Genomic DNA, 18,645 nt, shown 5'->3' with positions numbered 1-18,645 from the left:
TATTTTACGTAATTTCGGAGGATTTATTGATGCAGGCAGCCAAGGCACGACAAAATATATAAACCTACAAAGCTAAAGCTATTCCGCGGACTATAGCAACTACAAATTCAGCGGAAAAAACAAAATTAATAACTTTATCAGCCAAAATTTCCAGGAGAAAAACATGTCTTGTATAACTGAACCAAATAATCTTGGTGACCTCTTAAAATATGAGGCATCAAATCTATACTCACGTGACCAAATTACTGTTGCTAAGGGACAAAACCTAAAGCTTGGAGCAGTGGTTAGCAAAAAGACAGATGATGGGGGCTTTATAAGAGCTCTAAATCCGCTAGGCACAGATGGTACTCAAACAGCAATAGGTGTGATTATAAACGATGTAAATAGTAAAGATGCAGATATTAAAGCAGTAATCATTACTCGCGTAGCTTTACTTGCTGATCATGCAATTGTCTGGCCAGCAAATATAACTGAAGAGCAAAAAACAGCAGCAATAAAACAACTTGAAGAGAGGGGTATTATTGTCCGTAAAGGAATCTGAATTTTATATTAATTTTTAATAGGAGCTAAACATTATGCAAAATCCACTTTCAAATCCAGCATTCAATATGACAGCATTAACTGGAGCTATTAATATTTTACCAATTAGTTTTGGTCGAACTGAAAGTTTAAAACTTTTTCCGAGTAAATCAGTAAGGTTTCGCCATATTGCCATTGAAGAACAAAACGGTTTTTTAGCACTACTTCCAACTCAAGTTCCAGGAGCACCAGCAACTGTTGGAAAAATAAGTTGTAATATTTGATTTAAATTCTTTTAAAAAGTGTGGATGTGGATAAGTGCTTTCAGTCTGTGTAAGCGCACTTATCCACATCCACACTAATCTGCTAGTGTTGGATCTAAGCAGACTTAGGGCTGTATTCCTCAGTAAAAACCCTGTCATCTCTTACTAAAGAGTTAGCAAGTAAAAGTAACTTTCTCATAGCAGCAGTGGAAGCAACTTTATATGGTTTTTTATATTGATTATGTAACCTATCAAAAAAAGTTTTTATGAAAGAATTCCATTTCCGCGCACTAAGAATACACATATACAAGACTGTTCTAATTTGTGACCTACCGCCTTGAATGCACCTTTTTCCTTTATTAAAACCACTGTCTCGATTAAAAGGTGCAACTCCGGCAATGCTAGATATTTGCTTTCTTTGAAGAGTTCCTAATTCTGGCAGATAACAAATAATAGTAATAGCTGTGATTTTACTTACACCTGGTATACTAGTTATTGATATGTATTTTTTTTTAAGCTCTTGACTTTGTTCAATCAACTCAATCATCTCATCTTCTAAAACTTGAATTTGATTCTGTAATATGACAAGTAGCTCTTCCATTTGTTTGATTATGGATATATCAGTTACTTGATGAGCTTGAGTTTTTTGTATTTTTGCCATTTCTACTAGTTGATTTCTACGAGATAGCTTTTGCCTCAAGAAGTCAACATTACTAACTTTTAAAGGAGTAACGCGCATATCTGTATTATTAATATAACGTGAGATAATGCTGCAGTCTATTTTATCAGTTTTAGTAGCAATACCAAGGCTTTTTGCATAGTCTCTCACCCATCTAGGTTGAATTACATATACTTCGAAACCATGGCTTAGTAAAGTATAAGCGCATAATTTTTCGTACCCACCAGTTGCTTCAAGTCCAACTTTGATTACATTATGTAAATGCAAAAAGTCGAGTATTTGATCAATAGCTTGAACGTTATTTTCAAATACTTTATAATGTCCAAGTGGATGAATGTGGATATCTAGTTTATTTTTGCTAACATCAATGCCAGCAATGATATTTGATAAATTCATAATTCCTCCATAGAATAACATGTAATACTGCATTTTCCACACTTATATACGAGCCTAAAAGCTCAATCAGTTGTTCGGAACTTTTCAGTAAATAATCAGGGAAGAGAACCTTGCTAAATTACGGTCCTTTATGACCAAGGCGATCTACGGTTCCTCTTCTCTGCATGTTCTTAATATTACCACTTTGTAATATTTATGAACTTGTTTTTAACATATAAGACGGACTGTTGAAAAAGTAAGAGGAAATAAGTAAAGTTAGGACAGAGAGTAAGGGCTTTAACATAGTTGTCATATTTTTCTTTAATTAACCCTAGTGTCCAATTTACCCACCATAGCTTCACATGAGGTGTTTCTAACCATTTTAATAACAGTAAAAAATGTTCTTCTTTCAACGCTTTAAATGTGATATTTTTATTCATTAATTAAAAATTTCAAATGTTACTACCCTTTCTATTAATCCTGTCTCTAATTGCTAAGTTCATTGAAATTGACATTTCCGTACCTAGTTTTCCTGATATGGTGCACTATTTTAACGTATCAGAAGGCACAATTCAATTAACTATTGCTTATAATTTCCTAGGCTTTTGCATAGGAGGGTTGTTTTTTGGTCCATTGTCTGAATGCTATGGCAGAAGAAGGATTATGATCATAGGTAACACTTTGTTATTAATCGGCGCTGTTGGTTGTGTTTTTGCACCGTCGATTTTTTGGCTTTTAATTTCTCGCTTTGTTCAGGGCATTGGTGTTAGCACATCTGTAGTTGTGTTTGCAATCGTTGCAGACAGCTACAAAGGCGACGAAGCGGTGAAATTTATTGGAATCATGAATTCTGTTCTTACAGTTGTCATGGCAATTGCACCAGTGTTAGGCAGTTTCATTAATGAAATTGTAGGATGGCGTGGTAATTATGCAACTGTTGCAATACTTTGTTTGATCTCTTGGGTTTTGCTGCTTTTTCTGTTACCAGAAACAAAAAAGGATCGCGATGCTTTCAGTTTGAAAAAAATAATGAAAGATTACAGAAAACTACTATCTAGTCCGAGGTTTGTTACGTTGTCTTTAATGTCAAGCCTCTTTTCTGCTGCGTATATGTCATTCATTACTTGTGGACCTTTTTTGTATATGGAGACTTTTGGTTTATCTAGCACTATTTATGCACTACATCAAGGTGCAATAGTTGGGTGCTTCTCACTCATTAGTCTATTTGCTGGCAAAATCTTACAGAAACTTGGAGCAATATGGTGTGTAATTTCTGGTACGAGCGTGGGTGCTATTGGGTCTCTATTGCTTGTAATATTCAGTATAATTGTACCCCACTCTTTCTACTTAGTAACACTGTCTATGATTATTTTTTCTATCGGTTGTGCAATTTGCCAGCCAGTGATTTTTAATGCATCAATAAATGTTTTCCCTGAAATTAAAGGCACAGCTTCTTCTGCAGTCTCGTTCATTAGAGCTTTTATCATGGCTATTTTTATCGGCTTAACAAGCTACGTTTACAACGGTCAAGCAATTAGTGTAGCTGTTCTTGTTCTATCCGCGATAGTACTAGAACTTGTTTTTACTGCCTGTTTATTGTTTTTAAAAGATCCGGTATAATTAATGATCTTTTTACAGATGTGAGCAATTAACTTTCCCCGGCCAATCTTTCTGCTTCATTACGTGAAATTAATGCCTCAATAAATTCATCTAGTTCACCTTCTTTTATAATCTGCTCTAGCCGATGTGAAGTTAGATTAATTCTGTGGTCTGTTATTCTTGATTGTGGAAAATTATATGTTCTTATGCGCTCGGAACGATCACCAGAGCCAATCTGACTTTTTCTCATTGTTGACCTTTCCATTTCTTTTTTTTGTCTTTCAATTTCATATAGCCTTGCCCTCAATACTTTAAGCGCTTTAGCTTTATTTTTGTGCTGCGATTTTTCATCTTGCTGTATTACAATTATCCCTGTTGGCAAGTGGGTGACCCTTACTGCGCTGTCAGTTGTATTCACTGATTGCCCTCCAGGACCACTGGATCTATAAACATCTATTCGTAAGTCTTTTTCTTCTATTTTAAAGTCAACTTCTTCTACTTCAGGTAATATCGCAACAGTAGCGGCAGAGGTATGTAACCTTCCTGAGGATTCAGTTTCTGGCACTCTCTGTACTCTGTGTGCTCCTGATTCAAATTTCAACCTTGCAAAAACTTCTGTTCCATTAATGAGTGCAGAAGCTTCCTTATAGCCACCTATACCTGTATTAGAAATGCTTATTGGCTCGAACTTCCAATTTCTTCTTTCTGCATATTTTTGATACATACGAAATAACATTGCTGCAAATAATGCTGCTTCTTCTCCTCCTGTACCTGCTCTGATTTCCAATATTGCATTTCTTAAGTCATCTTCATCTTTAGGCAATAATGCTAACTTTAGTTTTGCTTTTACTTTTGGTAATAATACCTTGTGCTTTTCGAAAAATTCTTCTTTTGCTAACTCTTTTATATCACCTTCGCTGTTTTCATCTTTCATTATTTCCTCTAAGTCTGAAATTTCCTCTTTCAGCGTGTTATATTCATCAATTATCTTGATTATTGGCCTGAGCTCAGAGTATTCCTTTGAAAGAGTAATGAATTCTTTTTGACTTAAATTGGCAGGGTTTTCCAAGTTCCTTTCTATATCACTAAATTTTTTCTTTAAGTCTTGTAAATTATTCTCTATATTCATATAGCACAGATCTAGTATTTTAACTAAGTAATATATACTGAAATAAAAAATTTCTTATATCAAGCAATAACACTATAATATATCTACTACCTTCTACTTGAATATAATGGCAAGACAGATAACATCAAGCTGCAATTTCATATTTGGAGCTTCGGACATGAAATCATTACCAGATGAGTCGGCTCCAGAGATTGCGTTTGCTGGTAGATCAAATGTAGGAAAATCCAGTCTGATCAACTTACTGATAAACAGCAAAAAAGCTGCCAGAGTTTCCTCTAAACCTGGATGTACTAGACAAATAAATTTTTACTCTATGTACAATGATAAATTCAGACTTGTTGACCTACCAGGGTATGGTTATTCTCATGCAGGTAAGGAGGAAATTATACAATATTTAAACTTAATTGAGTATTATCTAATTCAAAGAAAAAATCTAAGAAGAGTGTTTGTGTTGATAGATAGCAAGGTAGGATTAAAAGAAATAGACAAAGACTTCATTTATTGGTTAATATATAATAATATTAACTTTAACGTTGTGCTAACAAAAATAGATAAAGTGAGTCAAAAAAGCCTAGATGCCATTCTAGAAGATACTCAAAAATGGATTAATAATGAGAATGTGTCAATTCATCAAATAAGCATCCGTATTAAGCATAAAATAACCAAGGTAAGAGATGAGTTTTTCAAGTTTACAAGATAAAAAAATGAAGAGTAGTGAATTTTTAAAGGGTGAAGTATCATTTGAACAAAAAGCAGAAATATTACTTGAAGTGTTATCTAACATACCTAGCTTTGTGGGTGAAACTTTTGTCATTAAATGTGGCAGCGTAACGATCTCAGATGAAACACTATTCTATACTTTTGTGCATAATGTTGTCTTATTAAAGCAGCTTGGTATAAATCCGGTGATAGTTCATGACGGAGAATATGAAATTAACTCAGTGTTAAAAATGCTGGGTATGGACAGTAAGTTTGTGAATGGTATCAGACTTACAGACAAAGACACTATAAAAATCATTGAAATGGCACTGTGTGGTTCAGTTAATAAAAAAATTGTTCAGCATATAAATTCTGCTGGTGGTTCAGCTATTGGATTATGTGGAAAAGACGGCAACTTAATAAAAGCTGAAAAGATAAGCGCTACGCTTAAGGAAGACAGATCAAATAACATCGAAAAAATACTAGACATGGGATTCATCGGTAGGCCCACTGAAATCAATCCTGATATATTATTTTTTATTGAAGAATCAGATTTTATACCAGTTATTGCACCAATTGGTCATGGAAAAAATGGGGAAACATATCATATTGATGCCGATAGCACTGCAAGCACAATTGCAATTGCAGTTTCTGCATCTAAAATGATAACCTTTAGCGATACAGGTGAAGAAATAGATAAAATTGGTGGCAGGAAGATATCTGTTAAAAATTTAAATGCATCGATTGATTGTGGCAAAATTCAAGGAGAAAAATTTATTAGAAGGCTTATGGCATATACTAAAATGGTAGAGGAATGTGCTGGAGTTGTTCACATAGTTGATGGTAGAATACCTAACATTATGCTTGATTTATTTACTGAGAATAATTCAAGCATATCAATTGTGAGTGATTTATAACTAGACAACTACACGAATAGACTTCTTGCATAACCATATGACGAACTTTTCTTGGGAATAGAAACGAAAAAACTTACTTGACAAACTCCGCCGGCCCCCTTATTATGACAATAAGGGTATTTATGACTCAAAACTTGTTTTTGACCTGCAGGCTCAATGACAAAATTCAGTAAAAAACTTAGGGTATTTTTTGACGGATTACATAAAATTATAGCGGCTGCATGTCTTTTAAATTTTTTCTACATTCAGCCAAAACGCGCTTAAACTAAGCGTCAGCACATTATTACAGCGCCACTTACAGTAATATAGAGTCAAAACTCGCACCACGGGAGTTCTTTGCCTTTTTTTTCATTTGGTAAATTTCTTAATGTTTGTAGCTAAAAGAGCCCAAGAGAGGTGTCATCCCGCTGCTTGTTAGCGGGATCTATGTTAAGAGATACCGCGAATGAATCGCGGTATGACGTAGGACTGCTGTCATCCCAGTGCCCAGACACTGGGATCCAGTTTTCCATATAATCTCATCGAAAATGTTGTAACCACTTTCTATGCTAGTTTGCTTGCTTACAAGCAAACTTTTCTGGATCCCAGTGTCTGGGCACTGGGATGACAAAAAAGGGGCTACTCGGATGACAAAGAAATAGGCACTGGGATGACGAGAAAGGAGTACTGGGATGACACCTACGCACGCTCACTTTGTCATTCCAGCGTGTGACCAGAAAAAACATAGACCCCAAGTGTCAGCTACTTGAACAACATCACTTTGCTTAAAAATTGCAACGTTTGTACACGGTATGACGTTAGCTATTGTGCTACACCTTTCCCCTTTCCCCTGAAACTAAAATCTATATACTTAACTTTAGAAACTTCAAAATACGATGCGATCTAATATTAGAGAGTTATTTTGCTATATAAAGCCTAATCTATCTTATTTCATCATAGCTTTTATTGCAGTTTTATTTTCAGCCTTAACGATCCTCCTCTTTGGCAGAGGCTTAAGCAACATAATTGATTCTGGCACAGAGCACGATTTTACTACCAAACTATTAGTTGCAATACTTATAGTTTTAGCCATTTCTCTCACTGCATTTACTCGGTTATATTTCATTGGCATTGGCAGCGAGAAAGTTATCGCAAGAATCAGATATGACTTATATAGCAGTATCACTGACTTGCAACCAAGTTTCTTTGAGAACACAGGCGTACAAGATGTTATCTCAGCACTCATTACTGATACCTCTGCGCTGCAATCAATAATAAATAGCAGCCTACTCACCATATTGCGAAATTTTGTAATATTAATTGGCAGTGTTGCCATGTTATTATATACAAATCTGCACCTAACTGCGTATGCAGCCGCAATAGTACCTATACTACTCATTATCATGACCTCACTTGGAAAAAAAGTGCGTAGCTATGCACGCTTTGCCCAGGATAAATTAAGTGAGCTTGCGTCATTTAGTGAGGAAAACTTTCGATCTATAGTGACTATCAAGTCGTTTGTACTCGAAGAAAATGAAAAAATCCGTTTTCAAGAGTATTTAAACTCAGTATCAAAATCATACGTAAAATTAGTACTCTTGCGTGCTATTTTAGTAACTCTAGTTATCACGTGTGTGATAGGTTCACTAGTTGTTTTGCTCTTTTTTGGTATTAAAGAAGTCTTAAGCAATAATATAACTATTGGAGAACTCTCCTCATTTGTGTTTTATTCAGCGCTTGCGGCAGGAGCTATAAATAATTTGAGCGATAATATCAGTGATTTACAACGAGGTCTTGGAATAGTAGAGCGTTTATTTGAATTTAAAAATATGAAAAGCTCTATAGCAGATGCCAATGATCCTATAAAAATTTGTAGTGTTCAAAAAGGAATTTCGTTTAATGGCGTGACATTTTTTTATGAATCTCAGTCTGATAAGCCAGCGTTAAATAACATATCATTTTCTATAAAGGCAGGTCAAGTAGTATCAATTGTTGGACCATCTGGCAGTGGTAAAAGCACCATTTTAAAACTTCTGCTCCGTTTTCATGATCCAAGCAGAGGCAGCATTACTATCGATGGGCACAATATTAAGTCAATTGCGTTAAATGACCTCAGATTGTTGTTTGGCTTAGTGCCACAAGATAACATAATATTTTCTTGCTCAATAATGGAAAATATACTATATGGTAAACCTGGTGCTGAATATGAAGAAGTGAAGCAAGCAGCTATCAGCGCTTATGCGATGGAATTTATTGATAAGCTGCCTGATAAATTTGATACATTTGTAGGAAAAAGAGGATTAAAACTTTCTGAAGGACAAAAACAACGTATTATAATAGCAAGAGCCATACTCAAAAACCCTCAGGTTTTAATACTGGATGAAGCAACCTCTGCCCTTGATTATAAAAGTGAGAACCTCGTGCAAAAAGCATTAAGCAAGTTAATGCAAAACAGAACAACGATCGTAATTACACACAGACTATCAACTGCACTTAAAACTGACAAGATTATAGTAATTAATCACGGAAAAGTAGAAGAAGTAGGGACTCATGACTCCCTAATAAGTAAAGACGGGTTGTATGCAAAACTGGCGAAGATACAGTGGAATTGAAAGAAAATTTACATCATATCGTTAGTTGATATGCTAGATTTATAATTAAAGTTATTAAATTTTTAATCATTTTAATTTATAATAATCTTATAGTATTTTTTTAAGGATCATTATGACTTATCATTACAGTAATTTACCAAAACTACCATGTACGGGTTATAATTTGCCAGCTTTACCAGCACCAGTATCGAACTGTGCACAAGCTTGTGCACCTGCATACGCACCTTGTGCTACTAATTCGTGCCACAATCATTTTAACTCATATCATAACTATTATGACACATGTTATAATCCTTGTGATGAATTTGGGTTTCTTTATTAGAAGATTGTTTTTAAACAACTCATAAACGCACGTCTAGCTATACGTGCTTCCAAGAGCACATGGTTTCCCATGTGCTTCACATTTTGCTTGAAAATATAATAAACAGGTGCTTACTTGTTATTCACAGTAACCATATATTACAATTTATTTCAGCAACACGACTAATTTGACTACTGACAGCTTCTTCTTGGAATCTTATCATTATTCTACCATAGTAAAACTTTTAACTCTAATATCTGCTACATTAAAGTCGTATTTTGAAATGTACTGTAAGTTTGTATATGCTAATTTTAGCCTCAAAATTATTAAATCATTAACTTTTTTATCCTATAATAATCTAATAGTTATTTTTTAAAGGATTCTTATGAATTATAATTTTTCCTCATCTCCACGTGTTGGTTCATGTATTCCTACGCGCACAGCTTGCACAACTGACCCACGGTACCATCATAATTTTGATCCACATTGTCATAACCACTTTAACCCACATTGCCATGACCACTTTGATCCGTGTTATGATAGACTCGAATTAAATATACAGCTTCCTGATATAAAAATACCTCCTTGTCCTGAGTGTCCTGTTTGTCCAGAACCTAAAAAACCAATTGACTTTTCAAAACTTACAATAGCAGTTGACGCAACTTCTGGAGAGATTAAAGATGCCATTACTAAGAAAACTAGTGGCTTAAAATTTGCAGACTGTAAAGAAATTATAGATAAAACTGACAACAACCTTGAAATTGATCCAGACAATCGTCTCAAAGGAGGATGTGATAGCAATTCTGAATGCAAAGCTTGTGTGGATGCGATAAATGCTTCTATAATAGACTCACGCAAAGAACCAGCATTTTTTTCTGAAAAAATGTCAGTACCAGAAGATACTGTTCATATTATATAAAGGCAACCAAGGTGTGTACATTGTTAGTACACACTCCCATTTTATGTTAATTCTTATTTATTAATGGAGCTATTTTATGTTAAAAAACACTTTTCCTTATTCAAATTATAAGCATGCAAGTCATGTACGTCAACTGCCACGTATGTTAAAAATTAATTTACATACAAAGCTAGATGATTGTAAAGACCCTAAGTCCGAGATTGATGATAAGACTAAGAATGAACTGAAAGAAAAGATTAAAAATGAACTAGAGAAAGATCTTAAGTTTGAGATTGATGATAAGACTAAGAATGAACTGAAAGAAAAGATTAAAAATGAACTAGAGAAAGATCTTAAATTTGAGATTGATGATAAGACTAAGAATGAACTGAAAGAAAAGATTAAAAATGAACTAGAGAAAGATCTTAAATTTGAGATTGATGATAAGACTAAGAATGAACTGAAAGAAAAGATTAAAAATGAACTAGAGGAAGATCTTAATTGTGAGATTGATGATAAGACTAAGGATGAAATAAAAGAAAAGATTAAAAATGAACTAGAGAAAGATCTTAAATTTGAGATTGATGATAAGACTAAGGATGAAATAAAAGAAAAGATTAAAAATGAACTAGAGGAAGATCTTAATTGTGAGATTGATGATAAGACTAAGGATGAAATAAAAGAAAAGATTAAAAATGAACTAGAGAAAGATCTTAATTGTGAGATTGATGATAAGACTAAGGGTGAATTGATAAAGGAAGTAGAAAAAAAAATAGACAAAGAATTAAAGGTAAAGTTAAATTGTGACATATTAAAAACGTGTAACCTTGAAGAGAAAACTAAAGAAATAATTGATGATGGTGGGTGTAACCGAAAAGGATGTGAAAACAGCAAAAAAGATGGTAACTATATTGACGTAAGTAACGATGGTAAGCTTTATATAAGAGAGGCAATAAATAAATTATACCCTGACTTAAGTGCAGACATTATTGACAAGATTAAAACTAATGATTATTATGTAAAACAATTTGGTATAACGGCAACTGACTGCAATAAGAATGGCATGGAATACCCTTTTATCACTTGGAGAGGAACTATGAATTCATGGTGCGTTACTATTCCTTCGAATAGTACTTGCAAAGAATCTTATAATATACGCCAAGTTGGTAACAAAGATCATTGGCCTGATTGGTATGCATCTTGTAAGAATGACATGTTTTCTGACAATAGTTATTTAGTTAACACAAGAGCATATTACTACCCTGACAGTATTGACAGAGGCAAGCCAGTGGTGGTGCTCTCTCAAAGTCAATCACTGATGATTGCTGACAAGAAAACAGATAGACTTGTAAGAAAAGATGGAACAATAAGTAATAAAACTTTTGATGAATGCAGAGCATTTTTTGATCAGAAGGAAAGAATAACTGATTGTACAGAAGGTGGCAGAGATTGTGAATTGTGCAAAGAAGTAATTTGGGATTCTTCGGAGGTAGTGCCAGTGTTTTTTATATAAATGATATTTTGAACAGGGAATGGTATAAGCTTATACGATTTTGATACATGTGCCATTAAAGAAAAGACTGCAAGATTAGGCTTTTGCATAACCATATGAAAAACCAATAGCCCATTCTTCTTTGTCATTCCAGCGTTACACGTTGGAATGACAGGGCTATAGGTGTCATCCAAGTAGCTGACACGGAGCAACACGTCATACCACCGCGGCCGCTAACGGGTAGCGGAATGACAGTTCTTCAAATTGTCGGTAAACCTAAGTCACTTTAGCTATAGATTACATCAGATAACCCTTCAACTCCTTCCATTTATCCACTATACTGCTACAAGTCTTATAGCTTTTTAGTTAATGAACATTTTCAAACAGGTTTCCTCTCTAATTTCCAGCAAATTAAATGAGTTGAAGCAAAGGGGTGTCATAAATACAAGTGCGGCAAATTTTATTGTAGAGCCTCCAAGCAATAGAGCGCATGGAGATATTTACACAAACGTTGCCATGGTGCTTGCAAAGCATGAAAAGAGGAATTCAGTTGAGATTGCAGGGATCTTAGCAAGAGAATTTAAACCTTTTGATGAAGTTGCAAAAGTGGAAATAGCAGGCCCTGGTTTCATCAACATGCACTTAAAAATAGAAGTATGGCATGGAATTTTAAAACAAATAAATGAGCTAAAAACAGAGTTTGGCACCCTAGATATAGGGAACAATCAGGCCATCAATGTTGAATTTGTATCGGCAAATCCAACTGGTCCACTGCATATTGGTCATGCAAGAGGAGCAGTATTTGGTGACGTTTTGGCAAATTTATTGAAAAAAGTTGGTTATAAAGTTACTAAGGAATACTATATTAATGATGCTGGAGCGCAGATAGATACACTAATAAAGTCAGTATATTTGCGGTATAAGGAAGCTCTGGGAGAAAAAATCAGCATTGAAAAAGGTTTATACCCAGGTGAATATTTAAAACCGATAGGGAATGGGCTGGCCAAAAAATATGGCAAGGAGCTTCTAGAAAAGCAAGATAATCAGGTGATTAGGGAATATACTTTAAGTTCTATCTTAGAAATCATAAAGGAAGACATGAACTTACTTGGGGTAAGTCATGATGTTTTTACTTCAGAGTATGAGCTACAAAAAAGTGGCAAAATTGAAGAGAGTATAAAGATATTGTCTGACAAGGGTTTGGTGCATGAAGGGTACCTGGAGAAACCAAAAGGCAAAGAAAGTGAAAACTGGACTTCCAGAAAAGAAATGTTATTTCGCTCTACAAAATTTGGTGATGACGTTGACCGCGCATTGAAGAAAGAGGACGGCAGTTGGACTTATTTTGCCTCAGATATCGCTTACCATTTTGATAAGATATCACGTGGTTTTAATAATATGATAGTAGCAGTCGGTAGTGATCATAGTGGTTATATCAAAAGGCTAAAAGCAGTTGTTTCTGCACTAAGTGATGATCAAGCAAAAATAGAGGTAAAACTGCATAATATTGTGAATTTTTTCGAGAATGGCAAACCTGTTAAGATGTCCAAAAGATCAGGAAACTTCCTCACAGCAAGAGATGTAGTGGAAGAAGTTGGCAGGGACATAACTCGTTTTATAATGTTAACACGCAAGAATGATATGGTCTTGGACTTTGATTTTGCTAAAGTTAAAGAACAGTCAAAAGACAATCCTATTTTTTACGTGCAATATGCGCATGCTCGTGCTCATTCGTTAATGCGTAATGCTCCAAAAGAGCTCCCAACAGCAGACCCTTCACTTTTAAAGACAGATGGGGAGCTCTTCCTCATAAAAACCTTAGCAAAGTGGCCAAATGTGATAGAAACAGCGGCAAGGCTTTATGAGCCACACAGAATTACTTTCTACTTACTTGAAGTTGCAGAAGCGTTTCACGTTTTATGGGGGTATGGCAAGAGTGATTTAAACATGCGGTTCATACTGGAAGACAACTTAAACCTCACCGCTGCAAGAATGTTCCTTGTACAAGCCTTAGCACACGTCATCGCTTCTGGACTTTCTATCTTCAATATAGAGCCTTTGGAAGAAATGAGTTGATTTTTTTGCCATAATACATGATAATTAAAATATTATTGAAGTAGGGGTAAAATTATGACAATGAACTATGAGCAGTGGAAAAGAATGTTAAGCGCAGTTGATAAGGAGGAAGGCTTAAGTAAAGACAACGTAATTGACAAAATAAAAGAGGAATTAAAGAAATATCCAGAAGAATATAAGAAATGGGAAGAAGCTGGTTTTGATGTAGATTACCTATTTGAAATTGAAGATGATACATTAGATGATACATTAATAGCATATGATCGATTTATGTTATTGCATTCAGCTGCTAAAAATGGTCATGCAGATGTAGTAAATGCTCTAATACAAAACGGAGCAAATGTTAATGCAGAAGATAATTTTAAAAGTACTCCTCTATATGATGCTGCTAACAAAGGTTATATAGAGATAGTAAATGCTCTAATACAAAACGGAGCAAATGTTAATGCAGAAGATAATTTTAAAAGTACTCCTCTACATAATGCTGCTAGAAATGGTCATATAGATACAGTAAAAGTTCTAATAGCAAAAAGAGCAGATGTTAATGCAAAAGATATAGATGGATACACTCCTTTACATTTGGCTGCTAGAAATGGTCATGTAGACACAGTGAAAGTTCTAATAGCAAAAGGAACAGATATTAATGCAGAAGATAATTTTAAAAGTACTCCTCTACATAATGCTGCTAGAAATGGTCATATAGATACAGTAAAAGTTCTAATAGCAAAAAGAGCAGATGTTAATGCAAAAGATATAGATGGATACACTCCTTTACATTTGGCTGCTAGAAATGGTCATGTAGACACAGTGAAAGTTCTAATAGCAAAAGGAACAGATGTTAATGCAAAAGATCAAGATGGATGGACTCCTTTACATTTGGCTGCTTACAAGTGTCATATAGATATAGTAAAAGTTCTATTAAAAAAAGGAGCAGATCTTTTATTAAAGAATAATTCTGGAAAAACTCCAAGAGATTTAGCTAGAACTGGTGATATAAAGAAGCTTCTGGAAGAAGAAGAAAAACAGCTAAAAAAACTAAACGAAGAAAAAAACGATTTACCGCAAGATAAGGATGATAATAAGGATACAACACCTCTTCTGGAAGAAACAGAAAAAAAACAACCTACATCAGCGATTAAAAAAGGTGTTTTTGCAGGTGGTGCAGTCGCAGTATTAGGCACTGCTGTAGCAGTGGCACTTTTTGTAACCGGAACGGTTGCAGTTGAGTTAATACCTATAGTAACAGCAGTGGTTGCAATTGCAGCAGCAGCACTAGCAGTTGGTGGTATCACATATATGATGTTAAAACCTAGTACTAAAGTAGAAGAAGTGAAAGAAGAACAAGGCCCACCAAATGAGCAGAAAATATATGCAGGGTATTTTATGTAATCCTATTGCTTGACAATATGGTCTAATTGTTATCTAGATTCCAGTGTCACGCGTTAGAATAACAAGTGGAGTGTCTGTAGGTGTCATTCTAGTCTGGAATCCAGTTTTCTTTACAAATTCACCAAAAGTGCTTCATTCTATAACGCAAAACCCATACTCACCAAACCCAATGCATTACTTGCAATTAAGTTTCCTGGATCCCAGTGTCTGGGCACTGGGATGACAAGAAAGAGGCTACTTGGATGACACCCTGACAACCTTCATCCCGCTACGTGTTAGCGGGATCTAGAGATACCGTGACGGTATGACGTAGGACTGCTGTCATCCCGCTACGTGTTAGCGCCACGCACAACTGTACGAACGTTGTAGTTTGGGCCACCAGTGGGCAGTGCCCAGACACTGGTTCTATGCAACTTAATTAAAAACGTTTGTTTTAGCGTAAGACAACTACCTTTAGCTCATCAGCTCAGTTATAAGCAAAATTTCTGGATTCCAGACTGGAATGACACCATTTGCTGTCTTCAAAAATGAATGTTTGTACAGCTATGCATAACTCTTTCAGATTTCATAATATCTCTTGCCACTCATCTGAACAGATACCCATTTTGGAGGGATACCAATAATAGTTGTGAGCGGGTGACCACTAGTCCACAAGCATAACACGCTCACGAAACTTTAATGCGATAGCTTGATTTCTACTGAAAGACAGCATTATGCCAAGTGCGATGCTCGAAGATAAAAGAGAAGAACCACCATAGCTAAGTAGTGGCAGGGTTATGCCGGTGGTGGGAAAAACACTCAATGTTACCCCTGTGTTTATTATGAATTGTGTGATGAATTGAATTGAGATACCAAGAATCACCAATAGATTGAATAATTCATTTTCTCTATATGCAACGTAAAGCAAGCGGGCGGAAATGATGCCAAATAACATCAATGTGGCTAAGCACGTAATCAAACCAAATTCTTCTGCTAAAACAGAAAACACAAAATCTGTATGACAATCAGGAAGAGAGGTTTTTACGCTACCTTCACCAGGTCCAACTCCAGTTAATTGACCTCTTTTGAATGCTTCTAATGATTTTGTGACTTGAAAGTTATCGCGTTGCGTAAAAAAGACAAAATTGTAAATCCTTTGCTTTATATGTGGGAGGCATAAGTAAGCTATTGTAGTTCCAGTTGTGGCCATTCCTATTATGCATAGAAAGTATAAAAGTGGTATACATGCAATAAACATTTGACCAATAAAAGAATATGTTAAAAGCATGGACATACTGAAATCAGGTTGCAAAAGTAACAACACAAAAACTAACAGAAATATTATGATTGATATGTGCATTTTAAACTTCATTCCGCTGGCTAAGATACTAGCTATAACAACAGAAAAAAATGGCCTTACGAACTCAGATGGTTGAACTGAAATTTTGACAATATGTAACCATCGTTTCGCACCTTTTACCTCTATACCAAGTATTATCGCAACTGCCACTAAAATAGTAAATAAAATGAAACCTGCGAATGAGAGGTTAAGTATAGTTCTTGTGTTGAGAAAAGAAAATGTCACCAGGGTAATTAGTGACAGGACTATATAAATTGTATGGCGCCGTATAAAATAATCTTGTGGTAAAGAAAGACGCTGCGCAATTACAGGGCTTGCTGAATAAACAAGAATGAAGCTTATAGTGAGCAAAAAAAACACTGGAAGGATGAGATAATAATCCAGCGTTCTATACCAGAATTTAATATTCATTTTGTTCCAATGTGTAATGCCACTATTCCATAGCTCATATTATGAAACTCAACATTCTTAAAGCCTACCTCTTCAATTTCCATTTTAAAATCAGCCTGAGTTGGAAACTCTCTAATGCTCTTCACTAAATATTCATAAGAACTCCTGTCTTTAGCAACTATGCTGCCAATTTTAGGAATTACTTTAAATGAATATAAGTCATAAAGTTTGGTAAATATCTCATTTTGATAGTGCATAGGGGCAAATTCTAAGCAGATAAATTTTCCATGTGGTTTTAATACCCTGTGCGCCTCATTTAAAGCCTTCTTGCGGTCAGAAACATTTCGAATGCCAAAAGCTATTGTGCAATAATCAAATTCGGAGTCTTCAAATGGTAAACTTTCTGCATTCGCACATACCCAATCAAAATTAATTTGGTTTGAATTTATAGCTTTATCACGTCCTCTGCTTAGCATATTTTGATTTATGTCACATACTGTAACCTTAGCACTTGGCTCTTTTCTTACTATTCTTATTGCTATATCTCCAGTTCCTCCAGCAATATCTAAAATCTTAGAGTTTTTTGTAAAATGCACACTATTTACCATCTTATCTTTCCATAATCTGTGCATTCCGAGGCTCATTATATCATTCATGGTGTCGTAGCGACTTGCCACGGAATCGAATACCTCTTTAACTAATTGTGATTTCTTCTCGATTTTTATAGTAGACATTACGTAAAGTCGCTCAACTCCTTTATAATTAGTAAAAATTAATTTGAATTAACACAAATGTCAACGACAGGCCTTGAGCCTGTTGAAATCTTCTTCAGCGTGGTATGATGACCGAGTTAGTGGGCTTGATGCAACCACTAAGAAACCTTTGGAGTAAGCAACGTATTTATAATGCTCAAATTCCTCTGGGGTAACATACCTATCAAGTTTTGCATGTTTTGGAGTTGGTTGTAGATATTGACCAATTGTAATAAAATCAACCTCAGCACTGCGCAAATCTTCCATAACCTGAAGTATTTCCTCTTTTGTTTCTCCAAGACCAACCATAAGCCCTGACTTTGTGAAAACTTTAGGATTAATCTGCTTTACCATCTTCAACAAATATAGTGAATGAAAATAGCGAGCTCGTGGTCTTATTTTTGCATACAATCTCGGCACTGTTTCAATATTATGGTTATAGACATCAGGTGATGCAACAGCAATTGCTTCAAATGCTCCTTTCTTATTTAAAAAATCAGGAGTTAAAATCTCTATTGTTGTTTCTGAAGTTATCTTTCTAATTTCTTCTATGCACTGTATAAACTGATTTGCGCCACCATCTGGTAAATCATCACGATCAACAGAGGTAATGACAACATGTTTTAAGTTTAACTTTTTTATCGCTTTTGCTAAATTTTCTGGCTCATGAGGGTCTAGTTTATCAGGAATGCCAGTTGCAACGTTGCAAAATGCACAAGCACGAGTACAAACAGAACCAAGAATCATCACAGTAGCATGACGTTTATTCCAACATTCACCAATATTTGGACATGCAGCTTCTTCACATACCGTATGTAAGTTATGCAGTTTAACGATGTTTAAAGTTTCATTGAATACTTCACCGGTCGGAGCTTTTGCTCTGAGCCATTGAGGTTTGCTATGCATCTGAAACGGCTAACTCTACCTCTTGCTTTACTAAAACTTTTTTCAACCTTCTTTTTATCTTCTGCGCTTTTTCACTTAGTTTAATCGTTCTTGTGTTGAGCAAAAAAGCATCTAAATCACCTTTGTAATCTATAGTTCTCAAAGTTCTTGTTGCCACACGAAATCTAAACTTTTTATTCAATATATCACTTGTCAACGTAACCTTATGTAAATTTAAAAGAAAGGTACGCTTTGTTTTACGATTCGAATGTGATACCTTATTACCAAAAGATTTTTTTCTATTTGTTAATTCACAAACTCTACTCACTTCAATATACCAAATTATTCTATG

General features: G+C 35.0%; 17 protein-coding genes and 1 pseudogene. 10 read left to right on the top strand and 8 right to left on the bottom strand.

Features of this window, described 5'->3' with window-relative positions:
• The first annotated feature begins 163 nt into the window (after nt 1-163).
• Complete coding sequence (locus tag ABWU36_RS00835; RefSeq protein WP_264687786.1) at nt 164-541, top strand: head decoration protein; 378 nt, start codon at nt 164-166, stop codon at nt 539-541.
• Nucleotides 542-575: 34 nt separating this feature from the next.
• Nucleotides 576-785 (top strand): annotated as a pseudogene (locus tag ABWU36_RS00830) (major capsid protein); the annotation flags it as partial.
• A gap of 112 nt (nt 786-897) precedes the next feature.
• Here the strand turns inward: ABWU36_RS00830 and ABWU36_RS00825 are convergent.
• Nucleotides 898-1,857, bottom strand: a complete 960-nt coding sequence (locus ABWU36_RS00825; RefSeq protein ID WP_253308968.1) for an IS110 family transposase — start codon at nt 1,855-1,857, stop codon at nt 898-900.
• Nucleotides 1,858-2,292: 435 nt separating this feature from the next.
• On the opposite strand from ABWU36_RS00825, the gene ABWU36_RS00820 reads away from it, so the two are divergent.
• Nucleotides 2,293-3,456: a multidrug effflux MFS transporter gene (locus ABWU36_RS00820; RefSeq protein ID WP_265016353.1), complete on the top strand. Its 1,164-nt coding sequence runs from the start codon at nt 2,293-2,295 to the stop codon at nt 3,454-3,456.
• A gap of 28 nt (nt 3,457-3,484) precedes the next feature.
• Here the strand turns inward: ABWU36_RS00820 and prfA are convergent, their stop codons facing one another.
• A complete protein-coding gene (prfA, locus tag ABWU36_RS00815; protein WP_253308954.1) occupies nt 3,485-4,564 on the bottom strand; it encodes a peptide chain release factor 1 in 1,080 nt (359 codons plus the stop codon).
• 103 nt (nt 4,565-4,667) lie between these two features.
• Here prfA and yihA point away from each other — a divergent pair, with 103 nt between their 5' ends.
• Together yihA and argB are read left to right on the top strand one after the other, a co-directional pair.
• Entirely contained in the window at nt 4,668-5,264 is a 597-nt protein-coding gene (gene yihA / locus ABWU36_RS00810) for a ribosome biogenesis GTP-binding protein YihA/YsxC (protein ID WP_373457554.1), read from the top strand.
• A gap of 4 nt (nt 5,265-5,268) precedes the next feature.
• Nucleotides 5,269-6,180 carry an acetylglutamate kinase gene (gene argB, locus ABWU36_RS00805; protein ID WP_253308952.1) on the top strand — a complete coding sequence of 304 codons (912 nt, stop codon included), beginning with the start codon at nt 5,269-5,271 and terminating at the stop codon, nt 6,178-6,180.
• A 424-nt stretch (nt 6,181-6,604) separates the two neighbouring features.
• Here argB and ABWU36_RS00800 read toward each other — a convergent pair whose 3' ends face one another.
• The gene (locus ABWU36_RS00800) at nt 6,605-6,790 is read right to left on the bottom strand and encodes a hypothetical protein (protein WP_264732356.1); all 186 of its coding nucleotides are present in this window, start codon (nt 6,788-6,790) and stop codon (nt 6,605-6,607) included.
• A gap of 265 nt (nt 6,791-7,055) precedes the next feature.
• Between ABWU36_RS00800 and ABWU36_RS00795 the strand changes: the two genes are divergently transcribed.
• The 5 genes from ABWU36_RS00795 (at nt 7,056) to ABWU36_RS00775 (ending at nt 14,927) form a co-directional block, all read left to right on the top strand.
• Nucleotides 7,056-8,771: an ABC transporter ATP-binding protein gene (locus tag ABWU36_RS00795; protein WP_265016351.1), complete on the top strand. Its 1,716-nt coding sequence runs from the start codon at nt 7,056-7,058 to the stop codon at nt 8,769-8,771.
• Between the two features lie 686 nt (nt 8,772-9,457).
• A complete protein-coding gene (locus ABWU36_RS00790) occupies nt 9,458-9,991 on the top strand; it encodes a hypothetical protein (protein ID WP_353272888.1) in 534 nt (177 codons plus the stop codon).
• A gap of 76 nt (nt 9,992-10,067) precedes the next feature.
• Entirely contained in the window at nt 10,068-11,483 is a 1,416-nt protein-coding gene (locus tag ABWU36_RS00785) for a hypothetical protein (protein ID WP_309166365.1), read from the top strand.
• A 348-nt stretch (nt 11,484-11,831) separates the two neighbouring features.
• Nucleotides 11,832-13,538: an arginine--tRNA ligase gene (argS, locus tag ABWU36_RS00780; RefSeq protein ID WP_253308947.1), complete on the top strand. Its 1,707-nt coding sequence runs from the start codon at nt 11,832-11,834 to the stop codon at nt 13,536-13,538.
• 54 nt (nt 13,539-13,592) lie between these two features.
• Nucleotides 13,593-14,927, top strand: a complete 1,335-nt coding sequence (locus tag ABWU36_RS00775; protein WP_353272887.1) for an ankyrin repeat domain-containing protein — start codon at nt 13,593-13,595, stop codon at nt 14,925-14,927.
• A gap of 137 nt (nt 14,928-15,064) precedes the next feature.
• On the opposite strand, the gene ABWU36_RS00770 is transcribed toward ABWU36_RS00775, so the two are convergent.
• The 5 genes from ABWU36_RS00770 to rpmB form a co-directional block, all read right to left on the bottom strand.
• The gene (locus ABWU36_RS00770; RefSeq protein ID WP_264688089.1) at nt 15,065-15,184 is read right to left on the bottom strand and encodes a WPE palindromic element domain-containing protein; all 120 of its coding nucleotides are present in this window, start codon (nt 15,182-15,184) and stop codon (nt 15,065-15,067) included.
• Between the two features lie 386 nt (nt 15,185-15,570).
• Nucleotides 15,571-16,677, bottom strand: coding sequence for an FtsW/RodA/SpoVE family cell cycle protein (locus ABWU36_RS00765; protein WP_253308944.1), 1,107 nt, complete (start codon nt 16,675-16,677; stop codon nt 15,571-15,573).
• Entirely contained in the window at nt 16,674-17,390 is a 717-nt protein-coding gene (gene ubiE, locus ABWU36_RS00760) for a bifunctional demethylmenaquinone methyltransferase/2-methoxy-6-polyprenyl-1,4-benzoquinol methylase UbiE (protein ID WP_253308943.1), read from the bottom strand. The genes ABWU36_RS00765 and ubiE overlap by 4 nt, the downstream gene beginning before the upstream one ends.
• Before the next feature lie 60 nt (nt 17,391-17,450).
• Nucleotides 17,451-18,314 (bottom strand): lipoyl synthase, encoded by an 864-nt coding sequence (gene lipA, locus ABWU36_RS00755; RefSeq protein WP_353272886.1) that lies wholly within the window; start codon nt 18,312-18,314, stop codon nt 17,451-17,453.
• Complete coding sequence (gene rpmB / locus ABWU36_RS00750; protein ID WP_006279619.1) at nt 18,307-18,621, bottom strand: 50S ribosomal protein L28; 315 nt, start codon at nt 18,619-18,621, stop codon at nt 18,307-18,309. The genes lipA and rpmB overlap by 8 nt, the downstream gene beginning before the upstream one ends.
• Between the last annotated feature and the right edge of the window lie 24 nt (nt 18,622-18,645).

Origin of the sequence: Wolbachia endosymbiont (group A) of Portevinia maculata (genome assembly GCF_964028525.1) — a bacterium.
GTDB lineage: Bacteria > Pseudomonadota > Alphaproteobacteria > Rickettsiales > Anaplasmataceae > Wolbachia.
This window is presented reverse-complemented; position numbering and strand designations above follow the sequence as displayed.

Coding starts and splice junctions, on each gene's coding strand:
- ABWU36_RS00835 (WP_264687786.1), top strand. CDS start 164: ATGTCTTGTATAACTGAACCAAATAATCTTGGTGACCTCTTAAAATAT.
- ABWU36_RS00825 (WP_253308968.1), bottom strand. CDS start 1,857: ATGAATTTATCAAATATCATTGCTGGCATTGATGTTAGCAAAAATAAA.
- ABWU36_RS00820 (WP_265016353.1), top strand. CDS start 2,293: ATGTTACTACCCTTTCTATTAATCCTGTCTCTAATTGCTAAGTTCATT.
- prfA (WP_253308954.1), bottom strand. CDS start 4,564: ATGAATATAGAGAATAATTTACAAGACTTAAAGAAAAAATTTAGTGAT.
- argB (WP_253308952.1), top strand. CDS start 5,269: ATGAAGAGTAGTGAATTTTTAAAGGGTGAAGTATCATTTGAACAAAAA.
- ABWU36_RS00795 (WP_265016351.1), top strand. CDS start 7,056: ATGCGATCTAATATTAGAGAGTTATTTTGCTATATAAAGCCTAATCTA.
- ABWU36_RS00790 (WP_353272888.1), top strand. CDS start 9,458: ATGAATTATAATTTTTCCTCATCTCCACGTGTTGGTTCATGTATTCCT.
- ABWU36_RS00785 (WP_309166365.1), top strand. CDS start 10,068: ATGTTAAAAAACACTTTTCCTTATTCAAATTATAAGCATGCAAGTCAT.
- argS (WP_253308947.1), top strand. CDS start 11,832: ATGAACATTTTCAAACAGGTTTCCTCTCTAATTTCCAGCAAATTAAAT.
- ABWU36_RS00775 (WP_353272887.1), top strand. CDS start 13,593: ATGACAATGAACTATGAGCAGTGGAAAAGAATGTTAAGCGCAGTTGAT.
- ABWU36_RS00765 (WP_253308944.1), bottom strand. CDS start 16,677: ATGAATATTAAATTCTGGTATAGAACGCTGGATTATTATCTCATCCTT.
- ubiE (WP_253308943.1), bottom strand. CDS start 17,390: ATGTCTACTATAAAAATCGAGAAGAAATCACAATTAGTTAAAGAGGTA.
- lipA (WP_353272886.1), bottom strand. CDS start 18,314: ATGCATAGCAAACCTCAATGGCTCAGAGCAAAAGCTCCGACCGGTGAA.